Origin of the sequence: Streptomyces sp. NPDC101132 (assembly GCF_044759225.1) — a bacterium.
Lineage (GTDB): Bacteria > Actinomycetota > Actinomycetes > Streptomycetales > Streptomycetaceae > Streptomyces.
Window position 1 is genome coordinate 353393 of sequence record NZ_JBIVYX010000005.1, and the last position, 20357, is coordinate 373749.

Below are 20357 nucleotides of genomic sequence, written 5' to 3' on the forward strand. Positions count from 1 at the left end.
AGCGCGATGCCCGACAGCCAGCCGCAGCAGCCACCCCACTCCCCCCGCAGCGGCGGCGCGGGCGGTGGCTCCGGCGCCCCCGCCGACATCAACTCCCTGCTCCTGTCCGGGGCCCGCCTCACCGACGGCCGGACCGTGGACGTCCGGCTCAGCGGCGGCCGCATCGAGGCCGTCGGCACCGCGGGCAGCCTCCCGGCCCACGCCTCCTCCCGCGTCGACCTCAGCGGGTACCTCCTGCTGCCCGCCCCGGCCGAGCCGCACGCCCACGGCGACACCGCGCTCACCGCGGACGGCGAGGGCCCCGTCTCGTACACGGTCGACGAGGTGCAGCGGCGCGCCACCGAGGCCGCCCTGCTCCAGCTGGGCCACGGCGCCACCGCCGTCCGCTCCCACGTGCGCATCGGCGACGTGCACGGGCTGGGCCCCATCGAGGCGGTGCTCCAGGCGAGACGCTCCCTGCGCGGCCTCGCCGACCTGACCGCCGTGGCGGTCCCGCGGCTGCTCACGGGGGTGGCGGGCGCGGACGGGCTGTCGATGCTGCGGGACGCGGTCAAGATGGGCGCCTCCGTCATCGGGGGCTGCCCCGACCTGGACCCCGACCCCACCGGTTACACCGAGGCCGTCCTGGAGCTGGCGGCCGAGCACGGCTGCCCGGTCGACCTGCACACCGACGCCGACGACCCGGCCCGGCTGGCCCGGCTCACCGCCATGATCGGCGGCCTGCGCCCGGGCGTGAGCATCGGCCCGTGCGGCGGGCTGTCGCGGCTGCCGCTCGACGTCGCCACCCGTGCCGCCGACGGCTTGGCCGCCGCCGGGGTGACCGTGGTGTGCCTGCCGCAGGGCGACTGCGCGGCGCTGGAGCGGCGGGGGCTGCGGACGGCGCCGGTCCGGCTGCTGCGGGCCGCGGGGGTGCGGGTGGCCGCCGGCAGCGGCGCGCTGCGCGACGCCGGGAACCCGGTGGGCCGGGGCGACCCGCTGGAGGCCGCCTACCTGCTGGCCTCGCAGGCGGGGCTGCGGGCCCCCGAGGCGTACGACGCGGTGAGCGGCGCGGCGCGGGCGGCGATGGGGCTGCCGGAGGTGCGGGTGGAGGCCGGCTTCCCGGCCGAGCTGCTCGCCGTACGCGGGGACCGCATCTCCGGGGTGCTCTCCCTGGCCTACAGCCGGATCGTCGTCCACCGGGGCCGGGTGGTGGCGCGGACCAGCGCGGTGCGCGAGTACTGCGACTCGGCGGTGGCGGTGGCGCTCGACCTGCCCCGGCAGGGCCGGATGGAGCCCGGTCCCTGAGCGGCGGCGCGCGTGCCGTCGTACGGTCGGGGCATGCGCATCGTCATCGCTGGTGGACACGGTCGGATCGCGCTGCGGCTGGAGCGGCTGCTCGCCCTGCGCGGCTACGAGGTGGCGGGCATCATCCGCAACCCGGCGCAGGGGGACGACCTGCGCGCCGTCGGGGCCGAACCGGTCCTGTGCGACCTGGAGTCCGCCTCGCTGGAGCAGGTCGCCGCGGTGCTCCAGGGTGCCGGGGCGGCGGTCTTCGCGGCCGGCGCGGGGCCGGGCAGCGGCGTCGCGCGCAAGGAGACGGTGGACCGGGGCGCCGCGGTGCTCTTCGCCGACGCGGCCGAACGCGCCCGCGTACGGCGGTTCGTGGTGGTCTCCTCGATGGGCGCCGACCCGCACCACGAGGGGGATGCGGTCTTCGACGCCTACCTGCGGGCCAAGGGCGAGGCCGACACCTACGTGCAGACCCGGCTGGGCCTGCAGTGGACGATCCTGCGGCCGGGGCAGCTGACCGACGAGCCGGGCACGGGCCTGGTCCGCCTGGAGGCCTCGACGGGCCGCGGACCGGTGCCGCGCGACGACGTGGCGGCCGTCCTCGCGGAACTCCTCGAGACGCCGGCCACCGCCGGGCTCACGCTGGAGCTGGTCTCCGGCTCGACCCCGGTGGAGGTGGCGGTGAAGGCGGTCGCGGGCAACTGACGGCCCGCTGACCGTGCCTCAGAAGTCCACGCGGGCCGTGTCGTCGGCGCGGCCGACCGAGTCCTGGGCGAACTCCTTCTCGTAGGCGTCCCTGATCGCCTCGATCCGCACGTCGCGGTCGTCGGCCTGGCCGGCCGGGTAGAGCAGGGTCAGCTCGTACGAGCGCTCGCGCTCGATGGTGCCGGTGCTGTCGCGCCACTGGCCCACGCCCTGGTGGAGGGTGAGCCCCTCGGGGAAGGCGGGCGTGACCTTCCGGTCGATGAAGTCCATGAACTGCTCGTCCGTCACGGCCGGGCCGCCGTCCGGCCGCTCCGTGCCGAAGTACAGCCGGGTCTCGGAGTACGGGGTCCCGCGGCCGGCCTCCGCGCCCTGCAGCGTCGCGTACGCGGCGGGTCCGCCCGCCAGCAGCCCGGCCAGCGCGCCGCCAACGGCGAGGGCCCGGCCCTTCGTCAATCGCATCATGCGAGGTCAACGACGGCACCGCCCGGCGGGATGCGGACCTGCGCCGCTCCGTACGGGAAGAACCGGCCCGCGGGGTTCCGGCCATACGAGAAGACCCCCGTACCCTGCGCTTGCGCAGGGTACGGGGGTCTTGCTTCGCGTGGCGGCGCCAGGATTCGAACCTGGGTAGGCTAAGCCGACGGATTTACAGTCCGCTCCCATTGGCCACTCGGGCACACCGCCATGGGATGTCGCCTCGGATTTCCGCTTTTCGGCGGTGCTCCCTGGCAACGACGTAAACGATACCTGATGCTCGGGGGTGCTTCGCCACCGGATTGATCAGCACCTCGGCCGGGTGCGGTGGCTAGGCTTTGCGGAGCGGTCCGGAGGTGTCCGGTTCCGCGACCGTTTGAGCAATCCCCGCGACTTCAAGGAGCCACAGGACATGGCCGACTCCAGTTTCGACATCGTCTCGAAGGTCGAGCGGCAGGAGGTCGACAACGCCCTCAACCAGGCCGCCAAGGAGCTCTCGCAGCGCTACGACTTCAAGGGCACCGGCGCCTCCATCGCCTGGTCGGGCGAGAAGATCCTGATGGAGGCGAACTCCGAGGACCGCGTCAAGGCCGTCCTCGACGTCTTCGAGACCAAGCTGGTCAAGCGAGGCATCTCGCTCAAGGCGCTGGACGCCGGTGAGCCGCAGCTCTCCGGCAAGGAGTACAAGATCTTCGCGACCATCGAGGAGGGCATCTCCCAGGAGAACGCCAAGAAGGTCGCGAAGATGATCCGCGACGAGGGCCCCAAGGGCGTGAAGGCCCAGGTGCAGGGCGACGAGCTGCGCGTCAGCTCCAAGAGCCGTGACGACCTCCAGGCCGTACAGCAGCTCCTCAAGGGCAAGGACCTGGACTTCGCGATCCAGTTCGTGAACTACCGGTAGTTCTTCAGGCCGCCCCGCGCCCCCCGGGTACGCCCTCGGCGCGGGGTGGCCGTGCGCCGCGCGCGTGCGGCGTGCGCTCCACGACGGCCCCCTGTGGCGACTTGGGTCCCGGCCCGTGCGCCCACCACGCTGGGTGACGTACGTCACTTCGTGGACAGGGGGCTTTCGCATGCCTTGGCCCGGCTCTTCGAGGGGCTCTTCCGGCCCTTCGGGCACGTCAGGGGGCACACCGCCCCGCCGCTCCGGCCGGCGTGACGCCCTGCGCGCCGATGTCGCCGCCTCGGTGGTGGTGGCGCTGGTCGCGCTGCCGCTGTGTGTGGGCGTGGCCGTGGCCTCGGGGGTGCCGGCCGAGCTGGGGCTGATCACCGGGGTCGTCGGGGGGCTGGTCACCGGCTGGTTCCGGAGCAGCGCCCTGCAGGTCAGCGGACCGGCGGCGGGGCTGACGGTGCTGGTGTACGAGGCGGTGGACCGCTTCGGCGTCGGGGTGCTCGGGGTGCTGGTGTGCGCCGCGGGGGTGGTCCAGGTGGCCATGGGGGTGCTGGGGCTGGGGCGCTGGTTCCGGGCCATCTCGGTGGCCGTGGTGCAGGGCATGCTGGCCGGCATCGGCCTGGTGCTGATCACCGGGCAGCTGTACGCGGTGGGCGACGTGCGGGCGCCCGGGGGGACCGGGGAGAAGCTGGCCGGGCTGGTGCCGCTGGCGGGTGAGGCGGAGGTGGCCGCCGTGGCGCTGGGCGCGGGGACGGTCGCGGTGATGGTGCTGTGGCGGCGGATGCCGGCCGCGGCGCGTGCCGTGCCGGGGGCGCTGGCCGGGGTGGCGCTGGCGACCGCCGCGGCCTGGCTGCTGGCGCTGCCGGTGGCGAAGGTGGAGGTCACGGGCGTGCTGGCGGCGGTGGCGCCGCCGGGTCTCCGGGAGGTCGCGGCGCTGTGGTCGCCGGGGGCGCTGGGGACCGTACTGGCGCTGGCTCTGATCGCCTCGGCGGAAACGCTGTTCAGCGCGGCGGCGGTGGACCGGCTGCACGACGGGCCGCGGACGGAGTACGACCGGGAGCTGGTGGCGCAGGGGGCGGGGAACGCCGTCTGCGGGCTGCTCGGGGCGCTGCCGATGACCGCCGTGATCGTGCGGAGCGCGGCGAACGTGGAGGCGGGGGCGCGGACCCGGGCGTCGCGGGTGCTGCACGGGTGCTGGCTGCTGCTGTTCGCCGTGCTGCTGCCGCAGGTGCTGTCGGTGGTGCCGCTCGCCTCGCTGGCCGGCGTGCTGCTGTACGCGGGCTGGAAGCTGCTGCCGGGCCGGGCGGTGCTGACGTTGTGGCGGGGGCACCGGGGCGAGGCGGTGGTGCTGGTGGTCACGGCGGGCGCGGTCGTGGCGACCAACCTCTTCGAGGGGGTGCTGATCGGGCTGGGGCTCGCGGTGGCCAAGTCGGCCTGGGAGACCTCGCACGTACACGTCGAGACGGTGCCGGAGGGATCCGGGCTGCGGGTACGGGTGCTGGGCAACGCCACCTTCCTGCGGCTGCCGAAGCTGCTGGACGCGCTGGAGCGGCTGCCCGCCGGCCGGGAGGTGCGGCTGGACCTGACGGGGCTGCGGCACCTGGACCACGCGTGCCTGACCGCGCTGGAGGGCTGGGAGCGGCAGCGCGAGCGGCAGCGGGAACGTGCCGCGCGAACGGGGGACGAGGACCTGCTGGCCGACGGGAGAAGTGCCGCGGGCGGCGGATGGGGTCCCGCCTCGTGACGGAGCCGAGGCGGTCCCTGGGGTGTGTTCGACCCGGTCGTGACCGGACCGGCCGCGGTGGTGGCGGTGCCGGCCGCGGCCGTGGACGTACGGGGCGCGATCGGTTTCCCGTCCTTCGGCGTGCCGGCCACTACGCGATCGCGAACGCGTCGGCGTGGGCGCTCGATTCAGGTGTCAAGGGGCGGGTCATGACCGGCCCGGGCCTGTCCGGGTACGTCGTGCCGGCCTTCGCGCTGCTCACGGTGCCGGTGCCGGCGGAGGCAGCGGTGCCGGCTCCGGGGCCGCCGTCCACGGCGCCCGGCGGCGGTTCACGCCCGCGTCCTGATCCGCTCCCACGGCAGCGGGTCGAGGTCCTCCGCCTCGCCCGCGTCGCCGTCCTCGCAGTACCAGGCGGTGCCGTCGAGCCAGCCGCGCAGCCACTGGGCGAGGCTGGGCGCGTCCACGAACCAGGCCACCTCCGGATCGCCCAGGTTCGGCTCGAACAGCAGGACTTGGGCGTCCGGGCTGCGGCAGTCCACGCACGCGTACATCCCGCAGCCCCAGTCGAGCACCGGCAGCACGCCCTCGGGCCAGCGCCAGCCGGAGCGCCGCATGTCGCGGTACGCCGTCACGGCGGCGGACGGTCCGTCGAGCAGGGGCAGCAGGCCGTACCCGGGGCCGATCCCGCCGTCCGCGACACGGGTGTGGAGACCGGCGAGCAGGGGCGGCAGCGGGAAGCCGAGTATGGCCTCCGCGCGGTCCAGGTCCCCGGGGCCCAGGACCCCCGGGAGCGGCCCGTCGTGCGCCGCGCGGGAGGCGCGCGCGTGGGCGGCGACTTGCTCCAGCAACTGCTCGGTCTCGTTCATGCGTTCATGGTGGACCACCCCACTGACAATCCACCCGACCTGCGCACGGAGCGGCGCGGCAGCTCCCGCGCGTCGCCGCGGCGGTGCCTCAGCGGGAGGCGAAGGGGGCGTCCGTGGGAACGATTTCGCGGCCCAGCGGGAAGAGCGAGATCGGGATCATCTTGAAGTTGGCGATGCCGAACGGGATCCCGATGATCGTGATGCACAGGGCGATGCCGGTGGCGATGTGGCCGAGGGCCAGCCACCAGCCCGCGAGGATCAGCCACAGGACGTTGCCCACGCACGAGCCGGCGCCGGCGTCGTGGCGCTCCACCGTGGTCTGGCCGAAGGGCCAGAGGGCGTAGAGCGCGATGCGGAAGGCCGCGATCCCGAAGGGGATGCCGATGATCGTGATGCAGAGGATCAGGCCCGCGAGGCAGTAGCCGAGGAACAGCCAGAAGCCGCTGAGGACGAGCCATATGACGTTCAGGATGGTCTTCACTGGTGGCGTCCTGCCATCTGTTCGAGCCGGGCGATGCGCTCGGCCATGGGCGGGTGGGTGGAGAACATCTTCGACAGGCCCTCGCCGGGCCGGAACGGGTTCGCGATCATCATGTGGCTGGCGGTCTCCAGCCGGGGCTCGGGCGGCAGCGGGAGCTGCTTGGTGCCCGCGTCGAGCTTGCGCAGGGCACTGGCCAGGGCGAGCGGGTCGCCGGTCAGCTGGGCGCCGGAGGCGTCCGCCTCGTACTCGCGGGAGCGGCTGATGGCCAGCTGGATCACGGAGGCGGCGAGCGGCCCGAGGATCATGATCAGCAGCATGCCGAACAGGCCCGGGCCCTCGTCGTCGTTGGAGCGGCCGACGGGGATCAGCCAGGCGAAGTTGACCAGGAACATGATCACGGAGGCGAGGGCTCCGGCGACCGACGAGATGAGGATGTCGCGGTTGTAGACGTGGCTCAGCTCGTGTCCGATGACCCCGCGCAGCTCGCGCTCGTCCAGGATCCGCAGGATGCCCTCGGTGCAGCAGACCGCGGCGTTGCGCGGGTTGCGGCCGGTCGCGAAGGCGTTGGGGGCCTCGGTGGGCGAGATGTAGAGGCGCGGCATCGGCTGGCGCGCGGACGTGGAGAGCTCGCGCACCATGCGGTAGAGCTCGGGCGCCTCGAACTCGCTGACCGGGCGCGCGCGCATCGCGCGTAGAGCCAGTTTGTCGCTGTTCCAGTACGCGTACGCGTTGGTGGCCAGGGCCACGAACAGGGCCACGATCAGGCCGGTGCGTCCGAAGAAGCTGCCGATGAGGATGATCAGGGCGGACAGTCCGCCGAGGAGTACGGCGGTCTTCAGCCCGTTGTGCCGGCGGTGCACGGTACGCCCTCCAAGTGGTGCGGCAGGGGGACCCGGCGAGGGGGTCTACGGTCCAGTGGACCCTCCCTTCCTGGTCAACGCCATGCGAGGGCGCCTGGTTCCCGGGCCGCCGGCCGCCGGGGACCCGCGGGAACGCAGCGGCCCCGCCCGGTACGCCGGGCGGGGCCGTTGCTCCGTACGGGCGAGGCCGGGCCTACTGGAACAGGGCGGTGGACGCGAACCGCAGCACGATCTGCGGGGCTCCCGAGGTGACCACGGCGACCAGGCCGGTGAGGGCGATCGCGACGGTGACGGGGGCCGGGACGCGGCCGGGGGCGACGGCCGCGCCGGCCTCCTCGCCCTCGGGGGCCCGGAACAGCAGCGCCGTCCACTGGAGGTAGTAGTAGAGGGCGATGACGACGTTGACCGCCATGACCACGGCCAGCCAGCCCAGGCCCGCGTCGACCGCGGACTGGAAGACGGTGACCTTGGCGAAGAGGCCGATGACGCCCGGCGGCAGGCCGGCCAGGCAGAGCAGGAAGAAGGCCATCGACAGCGCGGCGAGCGGCCGGCGCGCGTACAGCCCGCGGTAGTCGCTGATCCGGTGCCGGGGGGTCGTACGGCCGACCAGCGCGGCCACCGCGAAGGCGCCCAGGTTCACCGCGGCGTACATCAGGGCGTACGCGACGGTCGAGCCGATCTGGTCGCGGTCGGAGTACGCGGCCGCGGCGATCGGCACCAGCAGGTACCCGGCCTGGCCCACGGAGGACCAGGCCAGCAGGCGCACGGCGCTGTGGTCGCGGTCCGGGGACTGGCGCAGCGCGGCGGCGTTGCCGATCGTCATCGTCAGGGCGGCGAGCACCGCCAGGGCGGGGCCCCAGACGTCGGAGTACGCCGGGAAGGCGATCACCGTGACGAGGACGAGGCCGGTGAATCCGACGGCCTTGCCGATCACCGAGAGGTAGCCGGCGATGGGCAGCGGGGCGCCGATGTAGGTGTCGGGCACCCAGAAGTGGAAGGGCACCGCGGCCGTCTTGAAGGCGAAGCCGACCAGGGTCAGCGCGACGCCCGCCGTGGCGAGGCCGTCGAACTGGCCCGGCAGCTGCGCCAGCTCCTCGGCCACCCGCGTCAGGTGCAGGGTGCCCGTGGCGGCGTAGACGAAGCTGACGCCCATCAGGGAGACGGCGGTGGCGGCGACCGACGAGAGGAAGAACTTCAGGGCCGCCTCGGAGGAGAGGCGGTCGCCGCGGCGGAGGCCGACCAGCGCGAAGGCCGGCAGCGAGGCGACCTCCAGGGCCACGATCAGGGTGGCCAGGTCACGGGAGGCCGGCAGCAGCGCGGCGCCCGCGGCCGAGGAGAGCAGCAGGAACCAGAACTCGCCCGCGGGGAGCCTGGTCTCCTTCACGGCCGTCACCGAGAGCAGGGCGGTGAGCAGGGCACCCGCGAGGACCAGGAACTGGATCACGAGCGTGAAGCGGTCCACGGTGTAGCTGCACGCGCCCGGGTCGCCGACCACGCAGAAGGTGGAGCGGTCGGCCGCGCGCAGCGGCAGCAGGGCCAGGGTCGCGGCGGCGAGGCCGGCGACGGAGACCCAGCCGAGGAGCGCCTTGTTCCGCTCCGGCACGAAGAGGTCGGCGACCAGGACGGCGAGGCCGACGACGGCCGCGATGGTGGGCGGCGCGATCGCGAGCCAGTCGACGTTCTGCACCAGGTTCTGCGCGGCCGTCAGGACGGTGGCGCTGTCGGCGGCGGGGGTGGCCGTCATCAATTGCCTCCTGCGAGGAGCTTCTGGACGGCCGGGTCGGTGAGGCCGAGGAGGACCGCGGGCCAGAGGCCGGCGAGGACGGTGAGGGCGACGAGCGGGGTCCAGGCGGCGAACTCGTACGTCTGGACGTCCGCGAGGGCCGCCGGGCGGGCCGGCTGGGCGGCGGGGTCGCCCATGCAGACGCGGCGCACGACGAGCAGCAGGTACGCGGCGGTGAGCAGGGTGCCCAGGCCACCGATGACCATGAACGTCAGGAAGGCGGGGCGGCTGAGGCCCTCGGCCGGGTCGAACGCGCCGAACAGGGCCAGCATCTCGCCCCAGAACCCGGCGAGCCCGGGCAGGCCGAGCGAGGCCACGGCGGCGAAGGCGAGCAGCGCGCCGAGGCGGGGGGCGCGGCCGTAGAGGGCGGCGCCGGTGGCCCCGGCGAGGGTGTCGAGGTCGGTGCTGCCGTAGCGGTCCTTCAGGGCGCCGACCAGGAAGAAGAGGAGGCCGGTGATGAGTCCGTGGCCGATGTTGGCGAAGAGCGCGCCGTTGACGCCGGTGGGGGTCATGGTCGCGATGCCGAGCAGGACGAAGCCCATGTGGCCCACGGAGGAGTAGGCGATCAGGCGCTTGAGGTCGCCCTTGGCGCCCTTCCTCGCGAGCGCGAGGCAGGCGAGGGACCCGTAGATGATGCCGACGACCGCGAAGCCCGCCAGGTAGGGGGCGAAGGTCCGCATGCCGCCGGGCGCGACCGGGAGGAGGATGCGGACGAAACCGTAGGTGCCCATCTTGAGCAGGACCCCGGCGAGGAGCACGGAGCCCACGGTCGGGGCGGCGGTGTGCGCGGCCGGCAGCCAGCTGTGCAGCGGCCACATCGGGGTCTTCACGGCGAGGCCGGTGCCGATGGCGAGGACCGCCAGCAGCTGGGTGGTGTGGGTCAGTCCGCGGCCGTTGTCGGCGGCGAGTGCCACCATGTCGAAGGTGCCGCTGTTCAGTCCGATGAGCAGCAGGCCGAGCAGCATGACCACGGAACCGAGCAGCGTGTAGAGGATGAACTTCCAGGCGGCGGGCTGCCGCTGGTCACCGCCCCAGCGGGCGATGAGGAAGTACATCGGGATGAGCACCATCTCGAACGCCAGGAAGAACAGCAGCAGGTCGAGTACGGCGAAGGTCGCGAGGGTGCCGCACTCCAGCACGAGCAGCAGGGCGGTGAAGGCCTTCGCGGAGGGGCCCGCGGGGAGCTTGAAGTACGAGTAGAGCGCGCAGAGGAAGAACAGCAGCGCGGTCATCAGCAGGAGGGGGAGCGAGATGCCGTCGACGCCGAGGTGGATCCGGACGTTCAGCGCCTGGATCCAGCTGATGTCGGTCGTGGCCTGCATGGTCGAGGGGGCGTCGTGGTCGAAGCCGAGGGCGAGGACCACGGCGGCGGCCAGGACGGCGCCGGTGACGGTCACGCCGTGGCGCAGGACCGCCTGTTCGGGGCTCCGGCCCTTGAGCCCGGGCGGGGCCGGGAGCAGGGCGGCGGCCGCGCCGATCAGGGGGACGGCCACGATGAACGCCAGGAGGAACTGCATCACGGATGCGCTGATATCAATCACGGCTGACTCACGGCTCACGATCCGGCGTTGACGTTGGCAAGGACTGCGACGGCGACCGCCAGGACCACGGAACCGCCCAGCAGCGCGCTGAGGTAGGTCTGCACGTTGCCGGTCTGGGCGCGGCGGACCAGGGTGCCGAGCAGCCGGGGTGCGGCGCCCGCGCCGCGTACGTACGTGTCCACGACCTCGCGGTCGAGGAAGCGGACCAGTCCGGCGGCGGCCAGCACGGGCCGTACGAACAGGGCGGCGTAGACCGCGTCGAGGTGGAAGCCCGCCTCGGCGTGCCGGTGCAGCGGACCCAGCAGGGCGCGGCCGGGGTCGGCGGCGGGGGCCGTCGGCACGCCGGGGTGCTCGTGGGTGACCTCGGCGACCTCGGGGGCCTGGGCGGCGGACGCGACCTCCTCGGCGGCGGCGACGGAGGCCGGTTCGGTGCCGGGGGCGGGGGCCGGGCGGGCTCCGGCGGCCTGGCGGGCCAGGGCCGTGGAGGCGCGCTGCCACAGGCCGTACGTGACGAGGGCGCCGATCAGCGCGGCACCGATGCCCAGCACGGAGGTGGCCACCGTGGGGGTGAGCGGGTGGCCGTCGAACCAGTCGTCGAGGACGTAGCCGGCGAGGCCGAAGGTGATCGACGGGACGGCCAGCAGCCACAGCACGCCGGTCATGGCGAGCGGCTCCCTGCCGTGGTCCGGGGCGGCGGCGCCCCGGCCGCGGAAGGCCATCAGCCAGAGGCGGGTGGCGTACGCGGCGGTGATCAGGGCGGTGACCAGTCCGGCGACCAGGACCGTCCAGCCGGCCGCGGTGGGCGCCAGCTCGGTGTCTCCGACGGCGGCGTGCTCTGCGGCGACCAGCACGGCCTCCTTGGAGAAGAAGCCGGCGAAGGGCGGGAGGGCCGCGAGCGCGAGGAGCGCGACGGTCATCGTCCAGTAGGCGTCGGGGATGCGCTTGGCCAGGCCGTCCATGCGGGCCATGGCGGACAGCGAGTTCGTCCCCGCGGCGTGGATGATCACGCCGGCGCCGAGGAAGAGGAGCGCCTTGAAGGCACCGTGGGACAGGAGGTGGAAGACGGCGGCACCGCGGTCGGCGACGGCGAGGGCGCCGACCATGTAGCCGAGCTGGCCGATCGTCGAGTAGGCGAGGACGCGCTTGATGTCGTCCTGGGCCAGGGCGGCGAGGGCGGACCCGATCATCGTCACCGCGGCCATGACGGCCATCACGACCAGCGCGGCCTGGGAGGCCGTGAAGACCGGGAGGAGCCGGGCGATGAAGTAGACGCCGGCCGCGACCATCGTCGCGGCGTGGATCAGGGCGGAGACCGGGGTCGGGCCCGCCATGGCGTCCGGGAGCCAGGTGTGCAGCGGGAACTGCGCCGACTTGCCCGCGACGCCCGCGAGGAGCAGGAGGGCGATCAGCGTCGGGTGGTCGAGCCCGCCGGAGGCGACGGCACCGAGGATCCTGGTGATCTGGAAGGAGCCGGCGTCGACGGCGAGCGCGAACAGGCCGAAGAGGAAGGGCACGTCGCCGAGCTTGGTGACGAGGAAGGCCTTGAGGGAGGCGGAGCGGGCCGCTTCGGTCTCCCAGTAGTGGCCGACCAGGAAGTACGAGCAGATGCCCATGATCTCCCAGCCGACCAGCAGCACCATCAGGTCGCCGGAGTAGACGACGAGGAGCATGGCGGAGGTGAACAGGGACACCAGGGCCGCGTACGACGGGTAGCGCGGGTCCTCGCGGAGGTACGCGGTCGAGTAGAGCTGGACGCAGGTGGCGACCAGTCCGACCAGCACCGCGGCCAGCACGGCGAAGCCGTCGAGGTACAGGGCCAGGTCGATCGGGACCGAGCCGGTGGGCGTCAGCTCCGTCGCGGCGACGACGGGCTTGCCGCCGCCCTGCCGGACGGCGACCAGGACGGCCAGCGCCGCGGCGGCCAGGGTGGGCAGGACGGCCAGCGGCCGGACGAATCCGGGGGCCGTGCGGCCGAGCAGCAGTCCGGCCACCGCGCCCAGGAAGGGCAGTACGGGGACGAGGACGGCGAGGGTCGTGGTGGTCACGCGGCGGCTCCGGTCACGCTGTCCGCGGGCTGGGCGGTGGTCGGGTCGGTCCCGGCGGGCCCGGTGGCCTCGGCGGTGTCGCGCAGCCGGTCGACGTCGGCCGTGCCGCGGTTGCGGTAGACCATCAGCACGATGGCCAGGCCGATGCCGATCTCGGCGGCGGCGATGGCGATGGTGAAGAGGGTCAGCGCCTGGCCGGCGTGGAGCCGGTCGCGCAGCCAGACGTCGAAGGCGACGAGGTTGAGGTTGACGGCGTTGAGCATCAGCTCGACGGACATCAGCACCAGGATCGCGTTGCGGCGGGCGAGCACGCCGTACACGCCCGTGCAGAACAGGAGTGCCGCGAGGACGGCGGGATAGGCCAGGTGCATCAGCGCTGCTCCTTACCGTCGTTCGGGCCGTTCTCCGGGCCGTTCTTGCGGGACAGCACGATGGCGCCGACGAGGGCCGCGAGCAGCAGCACCGACAGCGCCTCGAAGGGCAGCACCCAGTGCTGGAAGAGGATCTCGCCGGACACCTTCGTCGAGCCCTGGACGGGGCCGTCGAGGTCGATCCAGGTGGTGCGGAAGGCGTCGACGACCACCCAGACCAGGGCCGCGGCGGCGGCCGCGGCCACGGCGAGCGCGGCCCACCGGTTGCCCGAGTCGGCGTCCGGGGAGCGGCCGATGGGTGCCTTGGTGAGCATCAGGCCGAAGAGCAGGAGGACGACCACGGAGCCGACGTAGATCAGCACCTGGACCCAGGCGATGAACTCGGCCGTCAGCAGCAGGTACTCGACGGCGATGCCGCCGAGCGCGACGACCAGCCAGAGGGCGGCGTGCACGAGCTGCCTGGTGGTGACGGTGACGACGGCGGCGCCGAGGGTGGCGATGCCGACGAGCAGGAAGGCGATCTCCACGCCGGTGGGCGAGAGGAAGCCGGGGTGGCCGCTGGCGGCCAGGGCGGCGGCTGCGGTGCTCACGCGTCTCCCTCCGGGGCGGCCGGGGGCCGGGGGCTGTCCTCGGCCGGGGCGCCGGCCTCGGGGGCGGCCGCGGCGGCCGCCGCGGCGGCCTGGGCCTCGGCCTTCTCGACGGCCTTGCGGGCGGCCGCGACCTCCTTGGGCTCCTCGGCCCGGGGGTCGAGGGCCGGCGGGGCCGGGACCGTCCACATCCACTCGCGCAGCTTGTCGCGCTCGTGGGTCAGCTCGTGGATGTCCGTCTCCGCGTACTCGAACTCCGGCGACCAGAAGAGGGCGTCGAAGGGGCACACCTCGATGCAGATGCCGCAGTACATGCAGAGCGAGAAGTCGATGGCGAAGCGGTCCAGCACGTTGCGGCTGCGCTCGCGGCCGCCGGGGGTGGCGGCCGGGACCGTCTCCTTGTGGGAGTCGATGTAGATGCACCAGTCGGGGCACTCGCGCGCGCAGAGCATGCACACGGTGCAGTTCTCCTCGAACAGGCCGATGACCCCGCGGGTGCGCGGGGGCAGGGCGGGCTGCACGTCGGGGTACTGCGCGGTGTGGGCGCGCCTGGTCATCGTCTTCAGCGTGACCGCGAGGCCCTTGGCGAGGCCGGAGCCGGGGATGGGGGGCATTACTGGATCGCCACCTTCACGATGCCGGTGAGCGCGATCTGGGCGAGCGCGAGCGGGATGAGTGTGGTCCAGGCGAGCTTCTGGAGCTGGTCCTCGCGCAGCCGGGGGTAGGTCACCCGGAGCCAGATCACGCCGAAGGCGAGGACCGCGGTCTTGAGCAGCGTCCAGAACCAGCCGAGGCCGTCGCCGCCGAACGGGCCGTGCCAGCCGCCGAGGAAGAGGACGGTGGTCAGGGCGCACAGGACGACGATGCCGGCGTACTCGGCGAGCAGGAACAGCGCGAAGCGCAGGCCGGTGTACTCGGTGTACGCGCCGAAGATGATCTCGGAGTCGGCGACGGGCATGTCGAACGGGGGGCGCTGGAGTTCGGCGAGGCCGGCGGTGAAGAACACCAGGCCGCCGACGATCTGCCAGGGCAGCCACCACCACTCGAAGGCGCTCACGATGCCGGGCAGCGAGACGGTGCCGGCGGCCATCGCCACGGAGGCGGCGGCCAGCAGCATCGGCAGCTCGTAGGCGAGGAGCTGGGCGGCGGTGCGCAGGCCGCCGAGGAGGGAGAACTTGTTGGCGGAGGCCCAGCCGGCCATCAGGCTGCCGAGGACGCCGACGCCCATCACGGCCAGGACGAAGAACAGGCCGGCGTCGATGAGCTGGCCGACCGCGCCCTCGCCGGGGCCGATCGGGACGGCGACCAGCACGAGGAGGTAGGGCAGCAGCGCGACGGCGGGGGCGAGCTGGAAGATGCGGCGGTCGGCGTTGGCCGGGACCACGTCCTCCTTCTGCGCGAACTTCACGCCGTCGGCGACGAGCTGGGCCCAGCCGTGGAAGCCGCCGGCGTACATGGGGCCGAGGCGGCCCTGCATGTGGGCCATCACCTTGTGCTCGGTCTGCCCGATGACGAGGGGCAGCACGAGGAAGACCGCGAAGACGACGATCAGTCGCAGCGCGACGTCGAGGACGTCGTTCACGCGTCGCCTCCGGTGGTGTCGGGGTCGGTTTCGGGGGTGGCCGGCCCGGCGGCGGGCTCGGCCTCCGGGGCCGGTTCCGCCGCGGGGGCCGGCTCGGGGGTCCGGTCCGGTGCGGGTGACGCCTCCGGGGCCGGGGCCTGGGCCGGGGCCGCCTCGGGTCCGGCTGCCGGGGTGGGGTCGGCCGGGCGGTCCGCCGGTGCATCGTCGAACGCCGGGCGGGGGTTGTGCCAGGGGGCGTCCGCACTGCGGGCAGCCGGGGACTCCGCCGGGGCGGCGCCGGTGCCGGCCGCGGGCTCCGCCGGGGCGGCCGCCTGGCTCGCGGAACCCTCGGACGCGCTGCGGGTGCGGCGCGGCGGCCGGGCCGGACGCTCGGCCGGAGCCGCGGGCGCGCCCTCGGTGCCGGGGGCCGCGGGGGCCTCCGGGGCCGCGGCGGCCTGGCTCGCCGATCCCTCCGCCGCCGAGCGGGCCCGGCGTACCGGACGCGCCGGGGCCTCCCCCGCCTCGCCGGCCTGGCTCGCGGAGCCGGCCGCCGCGGTACGCGCCCGGCGGGCCGGGGCGTCGCCCGCGGCACGCGGGGTACGGGCGGGCCGGGCCGGAGCCGGGGGCAGCTGGCCCTTGAGCGGGCCCCAGTCGTTCGGGTCGGGGACGCCCGGCGGCAGCATCGTGCGCCGCTTCGGGCCGCCGTGGTCGGCGCCCTCACCCGGCTCCTTGGCGCCGGGCCAGGCCTTCACGACCCGGGCGGCCAGGACGAAGTCCTTGCGCAGCGGGTGGCCCTCGAAGTTCTCCGGGAGCAGCAGCGGCACGAGGTTGGGGTGGCCGGTGAAGGTGACGCCGAACATCTCGTACGTCTCGCGCTCGTGCCAGGCCGCGCCCGCGTAGACGTCGATCGCCGACGGCAGCGCGGCGGCCGCGTGCGGGACGGTGGTGCGCAGCAGCAGGCGGCGCACCCGGCCGCCCTCCAGGGCGACGACGTGCGCGCACACCCGGAAGCCGGTGCCCGGCTCGTCGACCGCGCTCAGCCAGTCGAAGTAGGTGCAGCCCAGCTTGTCGCGGGCGATCTCCAGCGAGGCGATCCAGGACCCGACCGGCACGTCGACTGTGAGCAGGTCGTACGCCGTCTCCGCGGTGGCCTCGGCGCCGAAGATCTCCGCGGCGCCGTCCGGCAGCTGGTCGTAGGGGTGCGTCATGCGGCACCTCCGGCGTTCCGCTCGCCGTCGGCCGGCGGCTCCGCGGGCGAGGAGGCCGGCGGCTCCGCGGGCGGAGCGGCCGGCGCACCGGCCCCGGGCGCCGGCGGCGGCGTGACCAGCCCGCTGGTCAGCGCGCCGGCCGAGGGCCGCCCGGACCCGACGCCGTACCGCTCGTCGAGCGACTCGCGGGCGATCTTCTCCTGGAGCTTGAGGATGCCCTGGAGCAGCGCCTCAGGCCGCGGCGGGCAGCCCGGCACGTAGACGTCGACGGGGATGATCTGGTCCACGCCCTTGGTGACGGAGTACGAGTCCCAGTACGGGCCGCCGCAGTTGGAGCACGCGCCGAAGGAGATGACGTACTTCGGCTCCGGCATCTGCTCGTACAGCCGCTTGACGGCCGGGGCCATCTTGTCCGTCACCGTGCCCGAGACGATCATCAGGTCGGCCTGGCGCGGTCCGGGCGCGAAGGGGATCACGCCGAGCCGGATGAAGTCGTGCCGCGCCATGGACGCGGCGATGAACTCGATCGCGCAGCAGGCGAGCCCGAAGTTGAAGACCCAGAGGCTGTAGCGGCGTCCCCAGTTGAGGACCACCTTCATCGGCTCGGGGGCCAGACGGGCGAGTGCTCCCAGCCTCTTGGGCTCTGGGAGCAGCTCAGGGGTGCGGGCGCCCCCGGCGTCGGGGGCGGGGCTCGTCACGTCCATTCGAGGACGCCCTTCTTGTATGCGTAGAGCAGACCGACGGCCAGGAAGCCCAGGAAGATGAACATCTCGACCAGGGTCGTGGCCCCGTAGCCGGGCGCGGCGAACACCGTCGCCCACGGGAAGAGGAAGATCGAGTCGACGGCGAAGATGACGTAGAGGAACGCGTACACGTAGTACCGGACCTGGGTGTGGGCCCAGCCCTCGCCGACCGGGTCGACGCCGCATTCGTACGTCAGGAGCTTCTCGGGGGTCGGGACCACCGGGCGCAGCAGCCGCCCCGCCCCGAAGGCCACGGCGACGAAGAGCACGCCGATCACGGCGAGCAGGCCGACGACCGAATAGCTCTCGAAATAGTCGGCCGCGAGCACGGTCACGGTCGTTACCGTCCGTTCGGGCACGTCCGCTCCTCGTTCTGTGACCACTGTCGACGTTCTGTTACGCACGGGAGTCTAGGGCCTGCCAAATGCGGGGTGGGGTTATCCCCCGTTCACCAGGCCCGGCCACCCCATGGCAGCGGCCGCCGGGCACACGGCAGGCTGTGCTCCATGACCACGAGCGCCTTCACTCCCGCCGGCGACGACCGGCCCCCGCCCGTACGCCCCGCCTTCGACGCGGTGACCTGGCGGGAGATCGGATACCTGCTCGGGAACCTCCCGATGGCGCTCATCGGATTTGTTTACGTGGTGTTCATGATCGGCGTATCGGGCGGCCTGGCCGTCACCGCGATCGGGCTCCCCCTGATGGCGGCCGGCCTGCTCGGCTCGCGCCAGCTCGGCAAGGCGGAGCGGATACGCGCCCGGCTGCTGCTGGGCACGCACGTGGACGAGCCGACCCCCATCCCCACCAGGCCCGGCTTCTTCCCCTGGCTGTGGACGAGCCTGAAGGACCCGGTCGGCTGGCGCAGCGTGCTGTACGGCGCCATCCGGCTGCCGTGGGGCGTGCTGACCTTCTCCGTCGCGCTGATCGGGCTCTTCGTGCTCTGGCCGGTGCTCCCGTACCTCGCCCGGGCGCTGACGAACGCCGACCGCGCGATGGTGCGGGGGCTGCTCTCGCCCTCCGACGAGCTGGAACGGCGGATCGCCGAGCTGGAGTCGGACCGGGGCGTGGTCGTGGACACGGCCGCGGCCGACCTGCGGCGGATCGAGCGGGACCTGCACGACGGGGCCCAGGCCCGGCTGGTGGCGCTGGCCATGGGCCTCGGCCTGGCCAAGGAGAAGCTGCTGGAGGACCCGGACGCGGCCGCGGCGATGGTCGACGAGGCGCACGGCGAGGTGAAGCTGGCCCTCCAGGAGCTGCGGGACCTGGCCCGCGGGATCCACCCGGCGGTCCTCACCGACCGGGGTCTCGACGCCGCGCTCTCCTCGGTGGCCGCCCGCTGCACGGTGCCCGTGAGGGTGTCGGTGGACCTGCCGGCCCGCCCCGCGGAGGCGATCGAGGGCATCGCGTACTTCACGGTGTCCGAGCTGCTGCAGAACGTCAGCAAGCACGCCAGGGCCCGCACGGCAGGCGTCGACGTGTGGCGGTCGGGGAACCGGCTGCTGCTGCGGGTCACCGACGACGGCGCGGGCGGGGCCCGGCAGGACCGGGGCAGCGGGCTCGCCGGTCTGGCGGAGCGGCTGGGCGCGGTGGACGGCGTCTTCGTCGTGGAGTCCCCCGAGGGCGCCGGTACGACGGTCACGGCGGAGCTGCCGTGGCGGGACCGGGTGGGCTGACCCGGACGGGTACGGGTGGCCTGCCCCGGACGGCACGGGGTGGGGTTAACCCCCCGTCGAGGAGACCGACGCGCCGCATGGTCCCGGCGGGGCCGTGACGACGAGGCTGTGGGTACGAACGGAAGCGGCGGCAGCGGCGGCCCGGCGGGCCGGGACGGGCCCGGCCACGACAGGACGGATGGTTCCCATGGACATCGATCAGCGGCGGCCCGGGCGGTCCACCGTGCTGACCGCCCCCTTCGAGGGGCGCACCTGGCGCGAGTTCGGGTACGTCATGATCGGCTTCCCGTTCGCCACCCTGTACTTCTGCGTCGCGATCACACTGCTCTCCGCGGGCGCCGGCCTGCTGGTGACCTTCCTCGGCGTCCCGCTGCTCGCCGCCTCCCTCGGGGTCTTCCGGGGCTTCGGGGCCGTCGAGCGGGCCCGGGCGCGGACCATGCTGGGCCTGGACGTCGCCGACCCGGAGCCGGAACCGCGGCGCAGGGCGGGGGCGCTCTCCTGGATGGGCGCGATGCTCAGGAGCGGTGCGAACTGGCGCCACGCCCTCTACATGGTGATCCACTTCCCGTGGACGGTCTTCTCCTTCTGCCTGGCCCTGACGCTCATGGCCTACGGCTGGTCGATGGCGCTGTACCCCGCCTGGTACTGGGTCTTCCCCACCTTCACCGACCAGCCCGGCCTCCAGCTCTACGGTGACGGCCACGGCAACGGCCTCTACCTGGAGGGCCCGCTCCGGATCGCCGGCGCGTCCCTGATCGGCATCGTGCTCGTGCTGGTCACGCCCTGGGTGGTGCGGGGCCTGACCGCCGTCGACCGGATGCTGGTGGCCGGGCTGCTCGGGCCGTCCCGGCTGGCCACGCGGGTGACCGAGCTGGAGTCGGACCGGGGCGTGGTGGTCGACACCGCCGCCGCCGACCTGCGGCGCATCGAGCGGGACCTGCACGACGGCGCCCAGGCCCGGCTGGTCGCGCTGGCCATGGACCTCGGCCTGGCCAAGGAGAAGCTGGCGGAGGACCCGGGTGCCGCGGCGCGGATGGTCGACGAGGCGCACGGCGAGGTGAAGATCGCCCTCCAGGAGCTGCGGGACCTGGCCCGCGGGATCCACCCGGCGGTCCTCACCGACCGCGGTCTCGACGCCGCGCTCTCCGCGGTGGCCGCCCGCTGCACCGTGCCGGTCCGGGTACGGGTGGACCTCCCCGGCCGGCCCGCCGCCGCGATCGAGGGCATCGCGTACTTCACGGTCTCCGAGCTGCTGCAGAACGTCAGCAAGCACGCCAGGGCCCGCACGGCGAGCGTGGACGTGTGGCGGTCGGGCGACCGGCTGCTGCTCCAGGTGGCCGACGACGGCGCCGGCGGGGCGCGGGCCGGCGCGGGCGGCGGGCTCGCGGGGCTGACGGAGCGGCTGGACGCGGTGGACGGCGTCCTGGTCGTCGACTCGGCGGAGGGCGGCGGTACGACGGTCACGGCCGAGCTGCCCTGGCGGGGCTGACCCGCCGCGCCTACGGAGGCGGACCCTCCGCCCGGGCGGGGGGGGGGCCCCCGCCACCGGGGCGCCGCGCGGCGGGCCCGGTGCGGAGA

General features: G+C 74.0%; 20 protein-coding genes and 1 tRNA gene. 6 read left to right on the forward strand and 15 right to left on the reverse strand.

Annotated features, from left to right (window positions below; translation table 11 throughout):
• Positions 1-6: 6 nt before the first annotated feature.
• Both ACIQUR_RS14550 and ACIQUR_RS14555 read left to right on the forward strand, forming a co-directional pair.
• A complete protein-coding gene (locus tag ACIQUR_RS14550; RefSeq protein WP_403663540.1) occupies positions 7-1284 on the forward strand; it encodes an amidohydrolase family protein in 1278 nt (425 codons plus the stop codon).
• 33 nt (positions 1285-1317) lie between these two features.
• Positions 1318-1974: an NAD(P)H-binding protein gene (locus ACIQUR_RS14555; protein ID WP_403663543.1), complete on the forward strand. Its 657-nt coding sequence runs from the start codon at positions 1318-1320 to the stop codon at positions 1972-1974.
• 18 nt (positions 1975-1992) lie between these two features.
• Here the strand turns inward: ACIQUR_RS14555 and ACIQUR_RS14560 are convergent, their stop codons facing one another.
• Positions 1993-2433 (reverse strand): DUF3574 domain-containing protein, encoded by a 441-nt coding sequence (locus ACIQUR_RS14560; RefSeq protein WP_403663939.1) that lies wholly within the window; start codon positions 2431-2433, stop codon positions 1993-1995.
• 143 nt (positions 2434-2576) lie between these two features.
• A tRNA-Tyr gene (locus ACIQUR_RS14565) sits at positions 2577-2658 on the reverse strand.
• A gap of 202 nt (positions 2659-2860) precedes the next feature.
• Between ACIQUR_RS14565 and ACIQUR_RS14570 the strand changes: the two genes are divergently transcribed.
• Together ACIQUR_RS14570 and ACIQUR_RS14575 are read left to right on the forward strand one after the other, a co-directional pair.
• On the forward strand, positions 2861-3349 hold the full coding sequence (locus ACIQUR_RS14570) for a YajQ family cyclic di-GMP-binding protein (RefSeq protein WP_399945955.1): 489 nt from the start codon (positions 2861-2863) through the stop codon (positions 3347-3349).
• A 169-nt stretch (positions 3350-3518) separates the two neighbouring features.
• A complete protein-coding gene (locus ACIQUR_RS14575; RefSeq protein ID WP_403663547.1) occupies positions 3519-5081 on the forward strand; it encodes a SulP family inorganic anion transporter in 1563 nt (520 codons plus the stop codon).
• A 308-nt stretch (positions 5082-5389) separates the two neighbouring features.
• Here ACIQUR_RS14575 and ACIQUR_RS14580 read toward each other — a convergent pair whose 3' ends face one another.
• The 13 genes from ACIQUR_RS14580 to ACIQUR_RS14640 form a co-directional block, all read right to left on the reverse strand.
• Positions 5390-5926 carry an SMI1/KNR4 family protein gene (locus ACIQUR_RS14580; RefSeq protein WP_403663550.1) on the reverse strand — a complete coding sequence of 179 codons (537 nt, stop codon included), beginning with the start codon at positions 5924-5926 and terminating at the stop codon, positions 5390-5392.
• Positions 5927-6014: 88 nt separating this feature from the next.
• Positions 6015-6407 (reverse strand): YccF domain-containing protein, encoded by a 393-nt coding sequence (locus ACIQUR_RS14585; protein WP_403663553.1) that lies wholly within the window; start codon positions 6405-6407, stop codon positions 6015-6017.
• Positions 6404-7267: a zinc metalloprotease HtpX gene (gene htpX / locus ACIQUR_RS14590; protein ID WP_403663556.1), complete on the reverse strand. Its 864-nt coding sequence runs from the start codon at positions 7265-7267 to the stop codon at positions 6404-6406. Before htpX ends, ACIQUR_RS14585 begins: the two co-directional genes overlap by 4 nt.
• Positions 7268-7460: 193 nt before the next feature.
• Positions 7461-9011, reverse strand: a complete 1551-nt coding sequence (locus ACIQUR_RS14595; protein ID WP_403663559.1) for an NADH-quinone oxidoreductase subunit N — start codon at positions 9009-9011, stop codon at positions 7461-7463.
• Positions 9011-10591, reverse strand: a complete 1581-nt coding sequence (locus ACIQUR_RS14600) for a NuoM family protein (protein WP_403663562.1) — start codon at positions 10589-10591, stop codon at positions 9011-9013. The genes ACIQUR_RS14595 and ACIQUR_RS14600 overlap by 1 nt, the downstream gene beginning before the upstream one ends.
• 14 nt (positions 10592-10605) lie before the next feature.
• Positions 10606-12636 (reverse strand): NADH-quinone oxidoreductase subunit L, encoded by a 2031-nt coding sequence (locus ACIQUR_RS14605; RefSeq protein ID WP_403663565.1) that lies wholly within the window; start codon positions 12634-12636, stop codon positions 10606-10608.
• Positions 12633-13007 carry an NADH-quinone oxidoreductase subunit NuoK gene (nuoK, locus tag ACIQUR_RS14610; protein WP_403663567.1) on the reverse strand — a complete coding sequence of 125 codons (375 nt, stop codon included), beginning with the start codon at positions 13005-13007 and terminating at the stop codon, positions 12633-12635. The genes ACIQUR_RS14605 and nuoK overlap by 4 nt, the downstream gene beginning before the upstream one ends.
• A complete protein-coding gene (locus ACIQUR_RS14615; RefSeq protein WP_403663570.1) occupies positions 13007-13597 on the reverse strand; it encodes an NADH-quinone oxidoreductase subunit J in 591 nt (196 codons plus the stop codon). The genes nuoK and ACIQUR_RS14615 overlap by 1 nt, the downstream gene beginning before the upstream one ends.
• A complete protein-coding gene (locus tag ACIQUR_RS14620; protein ID WP_403663573.1) occupies positions 13594-14208 on the reverse strand; it encodes a NuoI/complex I 23 kDa subunit family protein in 615 nt (204 codons plus the stop codon). The genes ACIQUR_RS14615 and ACIQUR_RS14620 overlap by 4 nt, the downstream gene beginning before the upstream one ends.
• Positions 14208-15176, reverse strand: coding sequence for an NADH-quinone oxidoreductase subunit H (locus tag ACIQUR_RS14625; RefSeq protein WP_403663576.1), 969 nt, complete (start codon positions 15174-15176; stop codon positions 14208-14210). The genes ACIQUR_RS14620 and ACIQUR_RS14625 overlap by 1 nt, the downstream gene beginning before the upstream one ends.
• Positions 15173-16363 carry an NADH-quinone oxidoreductase subunit C gene (locus ACIQUR_RS14630; RefSeq protein ID WP_403663579.1) on the reverse strand — a complete coding sequence of 397 codons (1191 nt, stop codon included), beginning with the start codon at positions 16361-16363 and terminating at the stop codon, positions 15173-15175. Before ACIQUR_RS14630 ends, ACIQUR_RS14625 begins: the two co-directional genes overlap by 4 nt.
• A complete protein-coding gene (locus ACIQUR_RS14635) occupies positions 16360-17067 on the reverse strand; it encodes an NADH-quinone oxidoreductase subunit B (RefSeq protein ID WP_403663582.1) in 708 nt (235 codons plus the stop codon). The genes ACIQUR_RS14630 and ACIQUR_RS14635 overlap by 4 nt, the downstream gene beginning before the upstream one ends.
• The gene (locus tag ACIQUR_RS14640; protein ID WP_399945914.1) at positions 17058-17465 is read right to left on the reverse strand and encodes an NADH-quinone oxidoreductase subunit A; all 408 of its coding nucleotides are present in this window, start codon (positions 17463-17465) and stop codon (positions 17058-17060) included. Before ACIQUR_RS14640 ends, ACIQUR_RS14635 begins: the two co-directional genes overlap by 10 nt.
• A 147-nt stretch (positions 17466-17612) precedes the next feature.
• On the opposite strand from ACIQUR_RS14640, the gene ACIQUR_RS14645 reads away from it, so the two are divergent.
• Positions 17613-18779 (forward strand): sensor histidine kinase, encoded by a 1167-nt coding sequence (locus ACIQUR_RS14645; RefSeq protein WP_403663586.1) that lies wholly within the window; start codon positions 17613-17615, stop codon positions 18777-18779.
• Positions 18780-18966: 187 nt separating this feature from the next.
• Entirely contained in the window at positions 18967-20268 is a 1302-nt protein-coding gene (locus tag ACIQUR_RS14650; RefSeq protein ID WP_403663589.1) for a sensor histidine kinase, read from the forward strand.
• Positions 20269-20357 lie beyond the last annotated feature (89 nt).